Raw genomic sequence first — 12,891 nt, 5'->3', positions numbered from 1 at the left:
CCCGCCAGGCTAGCGGAAATCGCGGTAATCGCGCGGGGTAACCCCGGTGGCCAGCGCCTTATCGACGGCCTCCTCAAAGTCACGCAACGTCTTTTTGTCCGACAAGTTGCGCGCCGACACGGAAAGACGCACGATTCGTCCCTGCGCAGCGCCTCGCGTGGCTGCGCGGATGATGTTTCGGCGCCACCACTTGGCAGCGCCGTAGCCCTCGCCGAAGGACAAGTTTCGGGTTTGGAAAAAGTCGCCAGTGGCCAGGTTGTGGATGCCACGCGTCGATGAGACCAGAGTGAAGCCGAACTCTGGCAGGACCGCGAGGGTTCCTTCTGAGAGTCGCCAACGTGGTGGAGCGAACAGATCGGTATCAAAGCCGATTTTGTGCATCTGGCGGGTCGCGCCCTTCAGACGAAGGCGCGCCTCATGGGATGCCAGATTCGCAAACTCAGCGCGCCGACCCTGAACAGCTTGGTCGAAGCCATTAAGAATGATGGCGCGGTCGCCGCTTTGCTGGTCGAGGAGCCACTGTTTTGTGTCGGGATCCTTGGCTAGGTGCCAATTGCCGTCGATATGCGGCGCAATGAGCAAAGACACCGGAACTTTGCGCGAGTCGAGGTGCTTAATAAGTTTTTCGGTATCGGCACGAGTCGCATCGAAAATACTCGAGATCGAAACCAACAAAGTGCCGTGCATGCGGGCTATTATCGCACGGCTGGTGATGCTCCGCCACAGCAAAAATCCCCCGACAAAAATGTCGAGGGATTCAAAGCGATGGAGCTAGTGCTTGTAAGCGTCTAGGTCCACCTGCGGGGTTGGCTGCAGGGTCATGTTTGGAGAGTTTTCGACCTCTGGATTACGCAGGTCGACTTCAACGTCAGCTTCCGACTCAACATAAGGAATCTTGCCATCGAGTACGTCCTTGACGCGCTGCTTGTCGATGGTCTTGGTCCAGGTACCGACGATCAGGGTGGCGACGGAGTTACCAGCGAAGTTGGTCAATGCACGGGCTTCGGACATCAATCGGTCAATGCCGACGATGATGCCAACGCCGTCGAGAAGCTCTGGGCGGTGTGCGTGCAGACCACCGGCGAGGGTGGCAAGACCAGCACCGGAAACGCCGGCTGCACCCTTGGATGCGATGATCATGAAGACCAAGAGGCCGATCTGTTCGTTGAGGGAGAGCGGCATGTTCATGGCATCGGCGATGAAGATGGAAGCCATTGTCAGGTAGATCGCAGTACCGTCCAAGTTGAACGAGTAGCCGGTTGGTACCACGATGCCGACGGTGGACTTGCTCACGCCGATGTGTTCCATCTTGCGCATGAGGTTAGGCAGCGCGGATTCGGAGGATGAGGTAGCCACAATCAGCAGGAACTCGCGGCCGAGGTACTTGCACAGCTTGAAGATGTTGAAGCCAGCAAAGATCTTCAGCACCAGGCCAAGCACAACGAAGATGAACAGCACACAGGTGATGTAGAAGGCAACCATGAGCAGCGCCATCTGCTTGACTGCCTCGATACCCGAGCCGCCGACAACGCCAGCGATAGCGCCGAACGCGCCGATTGGGGCGAGCCACAGGACCATGGTCAGGATCTTGAAGACGACCTTCTGCAGGTGCGCGATGAAGCCCAGGATAGGCTCACCAGCGCGACCGAGGTTCTGCACCGCGAAGCCGAACAGCAGTGCCACGAACAGGGTCTGCAGCACGGAGCCAGCGGTCAGGGAAGAAAACAGCGTGTCCGGAATGATGGACTTGATGAATTCAGTGGTACCGCCCGCGTGTTCTGCCTTCTCGGCATACTTCTGGCCAGCATTCTTGGTTGCCTCGATGTTCAGACCAGTACCTGGATCGATGAGGTTACCCACAACCAGGCCGATTGCCAGTGCGAAGGTGGACATCGTGATGAAGTAAGCGAGCGCGATACCACCGGCCTTGCCCACGGACGCAGCAGCACGGACGGAGCCAATGCCCAGGACAATGGTGCAGAAGATGATCGGGGAAATCATCATCTTGATCAGGGCGACGAACAGCTCGCCAAGGACCTTGAATCCCTTGGCCTGTTCTGGTGCAAGCAGACCGAAGGCGATACCGCCTACGATTGCGATGATCACCATGATGTAGAGCCAGTGAGTGCGGTCTTTGCGTGGCTTTTTAGGCTCTGCAATGCGCGGTGACGCAGCGACGGCCGCGCCTGCGGCGCCCTGCGGCGTGGTGTCTGGGTGGGACATGTGTAGTTTCGCTCTTTCTGAGGAAAGCCTGTCCCGAGGTCATCAGGACAGACCATGTAATTGATTGTTCGCACACTGGTCGACGCACTACCTGTGAACGCGGGTAAAGCGCTCGCGAAATGTATCGCGGGGCACATCGATCCTTGGGGGAACTGTAGTGGTCACACCCCAACCGAATCAATGCACGAAAAAGCGAAATTTCACTCCCCCAAAAGTGAAGCGAACTGATCCAAAAAGTCACACACTCAGACGCCGCCTGTTTCCGCAGGACACAGGCCCAAGCACAATTGAATAGGCCTCCATCACTCAATGTTCAACAAAATTGTGATAGTTGTCACTGTGTAGGAATAATACTCAGCAATTCCCCCGCCCAGCTGGCGAACTAAGCCTCCAAACCGGACACTTGATTAACCAACCAAGCGAGCTCGAATGCTGCTTGACGCCAGCTTTCATACCGGCCAGATACCCCACCGTGGCCTGCCGCCATTTCCGTCTTCAACAAAAACTCACCCCCGGTTGCCACATCGCGCAGCTTTGCTATCCACTTCGCAGGTTCCACGTACAGCACGCGGGTGTCATTAATCGAAGTCACAGCCATGATGTTGGGGTAGTTCTGCGCCCGCACGTTTTCATAAGGCGCGTACTCGGCCATGTATTCGTACACGTCCTTGTTATGCAGCGGGTCGCCCCACTCGCCCCATTCCAATACCGTCAGCGGCAACTCGGGCATCAGAATAGACGTCAACGGATCCACGAATGGCACCTTGGCAGAAATCGCTGCGAAACGATCTGGAGCCATATTGGCCACAGCTCCCATGAGCAGGCCACCGGCAGAGCCGCCTTCGGCACCCATCATCTCTGGAGCGGTGACGCCATCGGCGATGAGCGCATCGGCTACATCGATGAAGTCGGTAAAGGTGTTCTTCTTCTTGAGCATCTTGCCGTCGTCGTACCAGCGTCGTCCCATCTCGCCGCCGCCACGAACGTGCGCGTAGGCGAAGATAATGCCACGGTCGTAGGCAGAAATCATCATGTTGGAAAAGGATGGATCCAATGAATGCTCATAGGAGCCATACCCGTAGAGGATCAACGGATTCGGCCGCGAGAGATCCAGGTCCGCGCGGTGCACCAGCGAGACGGGGATTTTCTCCCCATCGCGAGCGGTGACCCAGCGCCGGGTTGCCACGTAGTCGCTCGCTTCGTAGCCACCTTGCACCTCCTGCTGCTTAAGCAGAGTGCGCTCTCCCGTGGCCACGTTAAGCAGGCTCAGGCTCGCCGGCTGCGTATAGCTCACGTAGGAGTACCGGAACACCGGTGTGTCCCACTCCGGGTTTCCGCCCCCGCCCACCGAGTACAGCTCTTCGTCGAAGGACATTTCCACGAACGAGGTGTAGCCCGGATCCAGTTTCATCAGCGCGATGCGACCGATCGCTTCCCGGCGGTACCCCAACACTAGGTGACCAGCGAACGGGTCGATCCCTTCCAAACGCACGTCGGAGCGGTGTGGGACCAACACATTGAGGTCCGCCAATTGGAATGGGCCCGCCGAACATTCGCCGATCTCAAAGTTCGGGCCGGTAGCGTTATGTATCACCAGCCAACGATCCTCGCCAGCAATTACGGCGTGATCAATGCCGTATTCCACGCCCTCTTCTCGTGGCAGTTGACACTGGAATTCGCCAGTCGGGTCAGCCATGTCTAGGAACCACAACTCAGAGGTATCCTTCGAGCTGGTTTCAATGATCAGGTATTTTTCCGAGCGCGTCGCCCCGGAACCCACCCAGAAACGCTCATCAGGCTCATGGAAGACGCGAACATCGTCGGCTACGTCGGTGCCAACCTTGTGGCGCCAGACAGAATCCGGGCGCCAAGCGTCGTCCACCCGGTGATAGAACAGGTAATCATCGCCCGCCCAGGTTACTCCCGCCCCGATGCTCTCAATCACGTCATCAAGCAGCTCGCCGGAGCGCAGATCCTTGATGCGCAGCGTGTACCGCTCATCGCCTTGGGTGTCCACGGAAAACGCCAAGAAATTGCCAGACAGTGCGACCGAGGAGGCGCCAAGAGCAAAGAATTCGTGTCCCTCGGCGAGCTCGTTGGCGTCGAAAAGCACCTGCTCACCCGGCGCAGGTTCCTCCGTAATCGTCGGCGGGAGCCACGCATCTTGCCCTTCGATGACCGGCATGCGGCAGCTTCGCCCGTAACTCTTGCCTTCTTCGGTGCGTCCGTAGTACCAAAAATTGCCCTGGCGCACGGGGACTGACATGTCGGTTTCCTTGATGCGCCCCTTCAGCTCTTGGAACAGGTTCTCTTCCAGGGTCTTCAGGTGCGTCGTCTGCTCCGCGGTGTACGCGTTCTCCGCTTCGAGGTAAGCGACGGTGTCCGGGGCGTCTTTTTCCCGCAACCACTCGTAATCATCCACGAAAGTGATGCCGTGGTGGGTGCGAGGCATGGGACGTTTGTCAGCTATTGGGTGCATGTGTCAGATGATACAGATCACCGTAGGTTCACCGTCGGAAGGAGTTCCCGAAATTCCAGCTCAGGTCGAACATTAAAAAGGCCCCGACCCGGATGCAGGCATCCGATCGAGGCTCATTGTGTCTAACGGGCTGTTAAACGCAGCAACCGATCCACTCAGAAAATTTCTTGCCGGAGATCTTCTCGTAGGCTTCGATGTAGCGCTCACGGGTCGCTTCCACGACGGAGCCAGGAAGTGGTGGTGGCGGAGTTTGGGAAGACTTGTTCCAGCCGGACTTCGGTCCGGTCAGCCAGTTGCGCACGTACTGCTTGTCAAAGGATGGCTGCACGCGACCTTCGACGTATTCGTCGGCTGGCCAGTAGCGGGAGGAATCCGGAGTCAAAACCTCATCAGCGAGCACGAGGTTGCCCTCGACATCCAGGCCGAACTCGAACTTGGTGTCAGCGAGGATGATGCCCTTTTCCAGCGCCATTTCTGCTGCCTGCTGGTAGATCCGCAAGGTGGCATCCCGCAGTTCTTCCGCGCGAGCTTGGCCGAGCTTTTCGACGACCGCTTCAAAACTCACGTTCTCATCGTGATCACCCAGGTCGGCCTTCGTGGCTGGGGTGAAGATCGGTTCTGGGAGCTTGGAGGATTCGCGCAGGCCTTCTGGCAGCTCAATGCCACAGACGGTGCCGTTGTCCTGGTACTCGGCAAGGCCGGAACCAGTCAGGTAACCACGAGCGACGCATTCGAATGGGAGCATGTCGAGCTTTTTACACACCAGCGCGCGACCCAAGACCTCTTCAGGGATGCGAGGGTCGTCGACGGGGCCAGCGAGGTGGTTGGGAAAATCAATGGTGTCGAAGAAGTGCACCGACATAGCGGTGAGGACTCGGCCCTTGTCCGGGATTTCGGTGTCAAGGATGTAGTCGAATGCCGAAATCCGGTCGGAGACAACCATGAGGAGAGTGTCTTCGTCGACTTCGTAGATTTCGCGTACTTTACCTGCGGACAGGTGATTGTACGAAGAAAGTTCAGGACGCATAGTTGGGTAGTGTAGCCCTGCCCCTGCCGGAATGCCATGTCGAGGTCCGGCAAGGGCGACGCTTGTTCCGCTAGAGGATCTCGCCTGGGGTGTAGGCAGCAGCCTCTGGGTAACGGTTGGCTACGTCGGTGATACGGGCCAGCACTCGTCCGACCTGGGACTCCGCTGCACCAATGAAGGCGTGGCGATCCGCGAGGGCTTCACGCAGGTCAGCCTCAGTGAGGGTCATGCGTGGATCAGCCGCCAGGCGCTCGATGAGGTCCTGGGAACCACCGTTTTCGCGCATGTTCAGGGCCACTGCGACGGCATTTTCCTTGATCACTTCGTGCGCAGTTTCGCGACCCATCCCGGAACGAACTGCGGCCATGAGGATGCGGGTGGTGGCCAAGAATGGAAGGTAGCGCTCGAGCTCACGATCGATCATGGCTGGGAAGGCGCCGAACTCGTCCAGGACAGTGAGGAACGTCTCAAACATCCCGTCGAGGGCGAAGAAAGCGTCTGGGAGCGCAACACGACGAACCACGGAGCAGAACACATCGCCTTCGTTCCACTGCTGGCCAGACAGGTCCGCCACCATGGTTAGGTAGCCGCGCAGGATAACCTGCATGCCACCGACGCGCTCACAGGAGCGGGCGTTCATCTTGTGTGGCATTGCCGACGACCCAACCTGGCCCTCCTTGAAGCCTTCGGTCACGGTCTCATTGCCTGCCATCAGGCGGATGGTGTGAGCCAGGGAAGACGGGCCTGCGCCCAGCTGCACCAGGGTGGAGACGGCATCGAAGTCAAGGGAACGTGGGTAGACCTGTCCGACGGAGTCAAAGACGCGGTGGAAGCCGAGGTGATCGGCGATGCGGGTCTCCAGGGAAGCCAGCTTGGTCTCGTTGCCACCCATGAGGTCGAGCATGTCCTGGGCAGTGCCCATTGGCCCCTTGATGCCACGCAGCGGGTAGCGAGCAATCAAAGATTCAGTGCGCTCGATGGCCACCAGCATCTCGTCGGCTGCGGAAGCGAAGCGCTTGCCCAGGGTGGTGGCCTGCGCCGCCACATTGTGGGACCGGCCGGCCATTACCATCGACTGGTACATGCCAGCCCGCTCCCCGATTCGGGTGAGAACAGCCACTGCCTTGCCCAGCACAATCTCAAGTGAGCGATGAATCTGCAGTTGCTCCACGTTTTCCGTGAGATCGCGAGAGGTCATGCCCTTGTGAATGTGCTCGTAACCCGCGAGCGCGTTGAATTCCTCAATGCGGGCCTTCACGTCGTGACGGGTGACCTTCTCCCGGGCAGCAATAGATGCAAGATCGACCTGCTCCTTGACAGCCTCATAGGCACCGATGGCCTCGGCGGGGATCTCCACGCCGAGGTCTTTCTGCGCCTTCATTACAGCGATCCAGAGCTCGCGCTCCATCACGATCTTGGTTTCGGCGCTCCACAGATTCGACAGCTCAGCGGAAGCGTATCGGTTGGACAGGACGTTTGCGATTTTCTTTTTCTCAGCCACGTTTCTAGCCTACTAGGACACCTCGGAAAACTCGTCCAACGCCTTGGCAGTACCGGCGGCAATGACGAGGTCGCCAGACCTCAAGAGGTAGGAAGGGTCGGGCGTCGCAAAGCGCCCTTCGGCTTGGCGCACTGCAACGATCACGATCCCACGCGGCATGTCGCAGACCTTGCGCCCGATCAAGCTGAGCGGTGGTGCCAGCTTGGCCAAGGCAAATTCGGGGTCGAACTCCACATAGTCCTGAAGGTGCCCAGCGATCAAGTGAGCGACGCGGCGACCAGTGTCGCGCTCCGGTCGGACCACGTGATGAACGCCGATCTGGGTGAGGATCTTCGCGTGCTGATCATTGTCAGCCTTCGCCCAGACGTTCTTCACACCCAAATCCAACACCGCCGAGGCAGAGAGCAGGGACGCGCCCATGTTCGAGCCGATGCCGATCACCACGCGGTCAGCATCGTCCACGCCTAGTTGTTTCAGCGCCTCTGAGTCGGTGGTTTCCGCGACCACAGCATGCGTGATCACAGAAGCAGCCTTGGTCACAGTAGCTTCGTCCACATCGATGCCGAGAACCTCAACCCCGGCGCGCACGAGCTCCTCCCCTAACGCCAAACCAAAGCGACCGAGGCCAATGATGACAACGGGCGGGGTGGTTCGGGAGGAAAATAGCTTAACCAATGAACGGCCTTTCTACTGGGAACTTGTACAGACGCTTGCTCTGCCGCGCGGCCAACGCCGCGACCAAAGTGATTGGGCCGACGCGACCCGCATACATCAGGCAGACGAGCCAAAGCTGAGCGAAGTCGGGAAGCTGCGGGGTGATACCGGTGGTAAGCCCCACGGTGGCGAAAGCGCTGATGCACTCGAACACGATTTGGTGCGCGGCGAACTGCGGCATCAGTACTTGGAGGGTAAGGATCGAAATGAGCAAAATTAGTGAAGTGGCCATGAGTACCGCCATGGCTTGGCGGACGATTCGGTTCGGAATACGACGCCCGGCCACGAGAACTTCGGTGTCGCCTCGGATCTCAGAGATCAGCACCGCCACCAGCACTGCGATAGTGGTCACCTTGACACCACCGGCCGTACCACCCGAGCCACCACCGATGACCATGAGGACGTCAGTCATCATCAGTGTGGAATCGTGGAGGTTGGACAGGTCGATGGAATTGAATCCCGCTGTGCGGGAGGAAACCGAATGGAAGAAAGCGGCCATCAGAGCCGGCCCCGCTTCCAGGTGTGCGAGGGCCCCATTCCACTCGAACACCGCGGTCCCGAGGGTACCAACCACCAGCAGAACGCCGGTGCCCCAGAACGTGAACCGCATGGTCAAAGAGATGGGAAGGGTTGTCCTCGTACGCAGGCGGTGACGCAGTTCCAGCAACACCGGGAAACCCAGGCCGCCGATGATGATGCCGAAGGCGATCGGCAGGATGATCCCGGCATCTTTGACGTAAGGGACGAGGTTGGTGCTCGCAAGACCAAAGCCAGCGTTATTGAACGCTGAGACAGCGTGGAACGTGCCCTCCCACACACTGGCTCCAGGCCCCATCCCATAACCAAAGTAGAAGCGCAGGGTGAGTACAACAGCGATGATGAGCTCAAATGAGATGGAAAACCCGAGCGTGCCGAGGATGACCGTCTTCACCTCGCCCAGGTCACGGCCACGCATTTCTGCAGCGGCGTTGAGCCTGCCTCGCACGCCCATCCGGCCCATCAATAGGTAGCTGGCCACGGTGGCCAGCGTCATTATGCCCAAACCGCCGATCTGAATCAGCAAAATAATCACTGCTTGGCCGAAATGCGACCAGTACGTAGCGGTATCCACCACGTTGAGACCCGTCAGGCACACCGCCGATGTCGCGGTAAACAACGCCGTCATAAATTCCGGGCTCTGCGGGCCGCTGCGAGAAATCGGCAGCAGCAGCAATGCCGTGCCAAAGAGGATGAGCAGCAGGAAACTGACTGCGACCAGCTGCGCTGGGCTCATCCCCTTAGAGGATTCGTGGCGTTTCACGAACCTAATCGTACGCGCTAGATGGAAATTCGCCCTTCCACAGCTGGCAGCGCGATATCAGAGCGGTAGTGAGCGCCGTCGAGGGCAATATCCTTGATTACAGCGTAGGCGGAGTCACGGGCGTCGGCAAGCGTTGCCCCAGTGCCGATTACGTTGAGGACGCGGCCGCCCGCAGAGATGAGTTTGCCCTCTTTCAGTGCGGTGCCAGCGTGCAGTACCTGGGCGGACTCGGCGCCGGTGATCTCGTCGCCGGTGCGTGGACTTTCTGGGTAGCCGCTGGCGGCGAGCACGACGGTGAGCGCGTAGCCGTCTTCCCACTCAAGTGGTGGCTGCTCGGCGAGGGTGCCGGTGGCCACTGAATTTAACAGCACGCCGAGTGGAGTTTTGAGCAGCGCGAGAACCGCCTGGGTCTCCGGGTCACCGAAGCGACAGTTGAATTCGACCACGGCGATGCCATCCTTGCCCCACGCCAGACCTGCGTACAACAGGCCGGAGTATGGGGTGCCGCGACGCACCATTTCCTTGGCCACTGGCACGCAGACCTCGTCGACGATGCGCTGCACGCCGTCTTCCGGCAGCCATGGCAGCGGGGTGTAGGCACCCATGCCACCGGTGTTCGGGCCCTCGTCATTGTCGCGGACACGCTTGTGGTCTTGTGCTGGGAGCAGTGGCACAACGGTTTCGCCGTCGACAAGGCAGAACAGGGAAACCTCGGGGCCATCGAGGTAGGACTCGAGCAGTACCGGGTTGCCAAGCTCATGAACAGCGACAACATGCTCGCGGGCTGCCGCGCGATCCTCAGACACGACCACGCCCTTACCGCCGGCCAGACCGTCATCTTTGACCACCCAGATGGGTCCAAAGCGGTCGAGAGCTGCGTCGATTTCCTCTTCAGAAGCTCCCGGCGCGACAATCTCCGCGTGGGCGGTCTTCACACCAGCTGCGGACATAACATCCTTGGCAAAGGCCTTTGATCCCTCGATCTGGGCGGCTTCCTTGGAAGGTCCGAAGACGTTGATGTCCGCCTCGCGTAGGGCGTCGGCTACACCGGCCACCAGCGGTATCTCAGGGCCAACCACCACGAGGTCCGCGCCAAGAGAGGTGGCAAGCTGGGTCATTTCGGCGGGCGAATCGACTTTGCCTTCGTGCAATGTCGCCAGCGCGGACATCCCCGCATTACCGGGAACAACGTGGAGTTCAGTAACAGCAGGGTCCTTGGACAGTCCAAGCAGGAGGGCGTGCTCTCGGGCGCCCGAGCCGATTACAAGAATGCGCATGGCTTCATCCTAGTTCAGCTAGGGTGGGTGCCATGAGTAGCGTATTCACCAAAATCATTAACGGCGAGCTGCCTGGGCGTTTTGTGTACCGCGATGACAAGGTAGTCGCCTTCCTAACCATTGAACCGCTGGCTTACGGCCACACCCTTGTGGTGCCAGTGGAAGAAGTGGATAAGTGGACTGATCTCTCCCCTGAGCTGTGGGGCCATCTGAACTTGGTCGCACAGAAGGTGGGACAGGCCATCATCGAGGCGTTTGGTTCCCAGCGTGCGGGCTACATCATCGCTGGCTTTGATGTCCCGCATACCCACATCCATGTCTTTCCTACCAATGCCATGGGCGACTATGACTTCCGTAAGGCGATGGCCATGGATGCCACTGATCCGAAGTTGATGGATGATGCTGCCGAGAAGATCAAGGCTGCTCTGGCTTCCGCGTAGGGGCCGCCTCCCCGTACCGATCGAATCTGACGGGGTACCTGTGGTCGTCCTCCACGGCACGTTGGGCTCGCCCGGCAATTTCGAGCGCCTCGCCCAAGAGTTGGCCGCGCGCGGCCGCCGCGTCGTCGGCTTCGAATATGGAGACCGCGGCACCGGGGACCTAGAGGCGAGCACCGCTGAGGTTACGGAGTTTTTGGGGCAGTTTGAGCTTGTCGACGTCATCGCCCACTCCCTCGGTGGACTCATGGCATTACGCGCTTCCCATCATCACGGCGGGGGCAAGATTCGCATCCTCATTGGCCTGGGCGCCTCGTGGCGTGGCTTGCCTGAGCGCTGGTATAAAAACTTGCTGGGAAATATCGCAGGCCCGGCTTTCGCCCAGCTCATGCAGCGTTTTGAGGCATCAGTTCCAGAAGGAACAACGGTCATTTCGATTATTTCCGATGCCGACACGGTGGTGCCCCGCTCATCGAGCACACTCGGCGAAGTGATTGAGGTGCATGGTGTCCACCATGCACATATCCCCAATCAGACTGACGTGATTATTTCCGCATTGGAACGAGCCGTGGCAGGCACACGCTAAAAGCGGTGCCTTTGCCCAGTTCTGATTCAACCGTGACAGTGCCGTTGTGTGCGGTCACAATCGACTTGACAATCGCCAAGCCCAGCCCGGATCCGCCCGTGGCGCGGGAACGTGAAGCATCAGAGCGGTAGAAACGCTCAAAGACGTGCTCAGTGTCTTCGGGGCTCATCCCAATGCCGTTGTCCTTGACGTTGATACAGATATGCTCAGGCGTTTCGGAAACCTCGATTTCCACTGCCGCCTCTGGCCCGCCGTGAATGAGGGCGTTGTTTACGAGGTTTGCGACTACTCGATGAATCTTTTGCGGATCCGCGCTAACAAGTGGCACATCCTCAGTCCGGTTGAAAACAACGATTTTTCGGTTGGGGTGAGCAACGCGCAGCGAGGAGGCAACCCCGACGGCAAGGTCGAAGGCGTCAACCTCTTTGAAATCAGTGGGGCTTTCTTCCGCACGAGTGAGGGAAAGCAGGTCTTCCACCAGATAGCTCATGCGCCCTGCTTCGTCAGAAATCTTGGTCAGTACTTTGTCGGCATCCGGCATCGCTCCAGAGCGATAGAGCTCGGTGTAGCCACGCAGCGAGGTGAGCGGCGTGCGCAATTCATGCGACGCGTCCCCTACGAAGCGGCGCATCTTCTTTTCCTGCGCATGCGCTTCCTCCACGGATTTTTGCAGCTGGCCGAGCATGGCATTCAGCGCAACGGACAGCTGACCCACCTCGGTCTTGGTAGAGAGGGTCGGCACGCGCCTATCTAGGTCACCGCCGGCGATAGCGACGGCAGTTTGTTTCACATCGCGCAGTGGCCTGAGCGACGACTGCACCACGAAGTACGCGATCAGAGCGAGCACCACCAGCACCAGCACACCGATGGTCACCTGAGTGACGATGAGCTGCTCAATCATGCGATCCTCGCGCCCCAAATTCAGCGCCACCACAGTGGAGACACCGTCCTGGTAGCGGGCGACAACACGCCACCGGACGCCACCGCTTTCCGGGTTGGCCTGGCCGACGGTGACCGGATCCGAATCCAGTTGCACGTTGCTCAGATCCGGGGCGCTTTCGGAGTCGTTAACAATGATCCTCGAGCCATCCGAATACATCTTTTGCACATAGAAATCGCTCGGCGGCCGGGCACTGGAAGGGTCTGGGCGCAAGAAATCATTGCGCGTGGCCCAGCCCTGCGACGCCTTGAGCAGATCCTGATCGACGCGAGTAATGGTGAAGTCCCGCATGATGGAACTCACCACTACTGCGCTCGCCCCCAGGCCGCAGCCTGAGATGATCACCACGATGAGCACCAGCCAGGTGCGCAGTGGGATGTTTTGGGAAAGGTGGGTCATTGAACCTG

The 12,891-nt window shown here is 59.1% G+C and carries 11 protein-coding genes; 2 read left to right on the top strand and 9 right to left on the bottom strand.

Annotated features, from left to right (window positions below; genetic code table 11):
* Nucleotides 1–9: 9 nt before the first annotated feature.
* The 8 genes from CKALI_RS02040 to purD all read right to left on the bottom strand — a co-directional run bounded on the left by CKALI_RS02040 (nucleotide 10) and on the right by purD (nucleotide 10,521).
* Nucleotides 10–687 carry a DUF2334 domain-containing protein gene (locus CKALI_RS02040; RefSeq protein ID WP_156191725.1) on the bottom strand — a complete coding sequence of 226 codons (678 nt, stop codon included), beginning with the start codon at nucleotides 685–687 and terminating at the stop codon, nucleotides 10–12.
* 84 nt (nucleotides 688–771) lie between these two features.
* Nucleotides 772–2,223: a cation:dicarboxylate symporter family transporter gene (locus CKALI_RS02035; protein ID WP_156191724.1), complete on the bottom strand. Its 1,452-nt coding sequence runs from the start codon at nucleotides 2,221–2,223 to the stop codon at nucleotides 772–774.
* A 382-nt stretch (nucleotides 2,224–2,605) separates the two neighbouring features.
* Nucleotides 2,606–4,702 (bottom strand): S9 family peptidase, encoded by a 2,097-nt coding sequence (locus CKALI_RS02030; protein WP_156191723.1) that lies wholly within the window; start codon nucleotides 4,700–4,702, stop codon nucleotides 2,606–2,608.
* Nucleotides 4,703–4,835: 133 nt separating this feature from the next.
* A complete protein-coding gene (locus CKALI_RS02025) occupies nucleotides 4,836–5,729 on the bottom strand; it encodes a phosphoribosylaminoimidazolesuccinocarboxamide synthase (RefSeq protein WP_156191722.1) in 894 nt (297 codons plus the stop codon).
* A gap of 70 nt (nucleotides 5,730–5,799) precedes the next feature.
* Nucleotides 5,800–7,230, bottom strand: coding sequence for an adenylosuccinate lyase (purB, locus tag CKALI_RS02020; RefSeq protein WP_156191721.1), 1,431 nt, complete (start codon nucleotides 7,228–7,230; stop codon nucleotides 5,800–5,802).
* 12 nt (nucleotides 7,231–7,242) lie between these two features.
* On the bottom strand, nucleotides 7,243–7,905 hold the full coding sequence (locus tag CKALI_RS02015; protein ID WP_156191720.1) for a potassium channel family protein: 663 nt from the start codon (nucleotides 7,903–7,905) through the stop codon (nucleotides 7,243–7,245).
* Nucleotides 7,898–9,217, bottom strand: coding sequence for a TrkH family potassium uptake protein (locus CKALI_RS02010; RefSeq protein ID WP_156193626.1), 1,320 nt, complete (start codon nucleotides 9,215–9,217; stop codon nucleotides 7,898–7,900). Before CKALI_RS02010 ends, CKALI_RS02015 begins: the two co-directional genes overlap by 8 nt.
* Before the next feature lie 44 nt (nucleotides 9,218–9,261).
* On the bottom strand, nucleotides 9,262–10,521 hold the full coding sequence (gene purD, locus CKALI_RS02005) for a phosphoribosylamine--glycine ligase (RefSeq protein WP_156191719.1): 1,260 nt from the start codon (nucleotides 10,519–10,521) through the stop codon (nucleotides 9,262–9,264).
* Between the two features lie 32 nt (nucleotides 10,522–10,553).
* Between purD and CKALI_RS02000 the strand changes: the two genes are divergently transcribed.
* Both CKALI_RS02000 and CKALI_RS01995 read left to right on the top strand, forming a co-directional pair.
* Nucleotides 10,554–10,961, top strand: coding sequence for an HIT family protein (locus tag CKALI_RS02000; RefSeq protein ID WP_156191718.1), 408 nt, complete (start codon nucleotides 10,554–10,556; stop codon nucleotides 10,959–10,961).
* 40 nt (nucleotides 10,962–11,001) lie between these two features.
* Nucleotides 11,002–11,544, top strand: a complete 543-nt coding sequence (locus CKALI_RS01995; RefSeq protein ID WP_197079739.1) for an esterase/lipase family protein — start codon at nucleotides 11,002–11,004, stop codon at nucleotides 11,542–11,544.
* Here CKALI_RS01995 and CKALI_RS01990 read toward each other — a convergent pair.
* Nucleotides 11,504–12,883: a sensor histidine kinase gene (locus CKALI_RS01990; RefSeq protein WP_156191716.1), complete on the bottom strand. Its 1,380-nt coding sequence runs from the start codon at nucleotides 12,881–12,883 to the stop codon at nucleotides 11,504–11,506. The two genes, CKALI_RS01995 and CKALI_RS01990, sit on opposite strands and share 41 nt — an antisense overlap.
* Nucleotides 12,884–12,891: the final 8 nt, after the last annotated feature.

It is taken from the genome of Corynebacterium kalinowskii (genome assembly GCF_009734385.1).
Lineage (GTDB): Bacteria > Actinomycetota > Actinomycetes > Mycobacteriales > Mycobacteriaceae > Corynebacterium > Corynebacterium kalinowskii.
The sequence above is the reverse complement of the archived record's forward strand: the minus strand, read 5'-3'. Positions and strand labels throughout refer to the sequence as shown.

What these genes read in the sequence shown, in the direction of transcription:
- CKALI_RS02040 (WP_156191725.1), bottom strand. Translation starts at nt 687, where the DNA reads ATGCACGGCACTTTGTTGGTTTCGATCTCGAGTATTTTCGATGCGACT.
- CKALI_RS02035 (WP_156191724.1), bottom strand. Translation starts at nt 2,223, where the DNA reads ATGTCCCACCCAGACACCACGCCGCAGGGCGCCGCAGGCGCGGCCGTC.
- CKALI_RS02030 (WP_156191723.1), bottom strand. Translation starts at nt 4,702, where the DNA reads ATGCACCCAATAGCTGACAAACGTCCCATGCCTCGCACCCACCACGGC.
- CKALI_RS02025 (WP_156191722.1), bottom strand. Translation starts at nt 5,729, where the DNA reads ATGCGTCCTGAACTTTCTTCGTACAATCACCTGTCCGCAGGTAAAGTA.
- CKALI_RS02010 (WP_156193626.1), bottom strand. Translation starts at nt 9,217, where the DNA reads ATGAGCCCAGCGCAGCTGGTCGCAGTCAGTTTCCTGCTGCTCATCCTC.
- purD (WP_156191719.1), bottom strand. Translation starts at nt 10,521, where the DNA reads ATGCGCATTCTTGTAATCGGCTCGGGCGCCCGAGAGCACGCCCTCCTG.
- CKALI_RS02000 (WP_156191718.1), top strand. Translation starts at nt 10,554, where the DNA reads ATGAGTAGCGTATTCACCAAAATCATTAACGGCGAGCTGCCTGGGCGT.
- CKALI_RS01990 (WP_156191716.1), bottom strand. Translation starts at nt 12,883, where the DNA reads ATGACCCACCTTTCCCAAAACATCCCACTGCGCACCTGGCTGGTGCTC.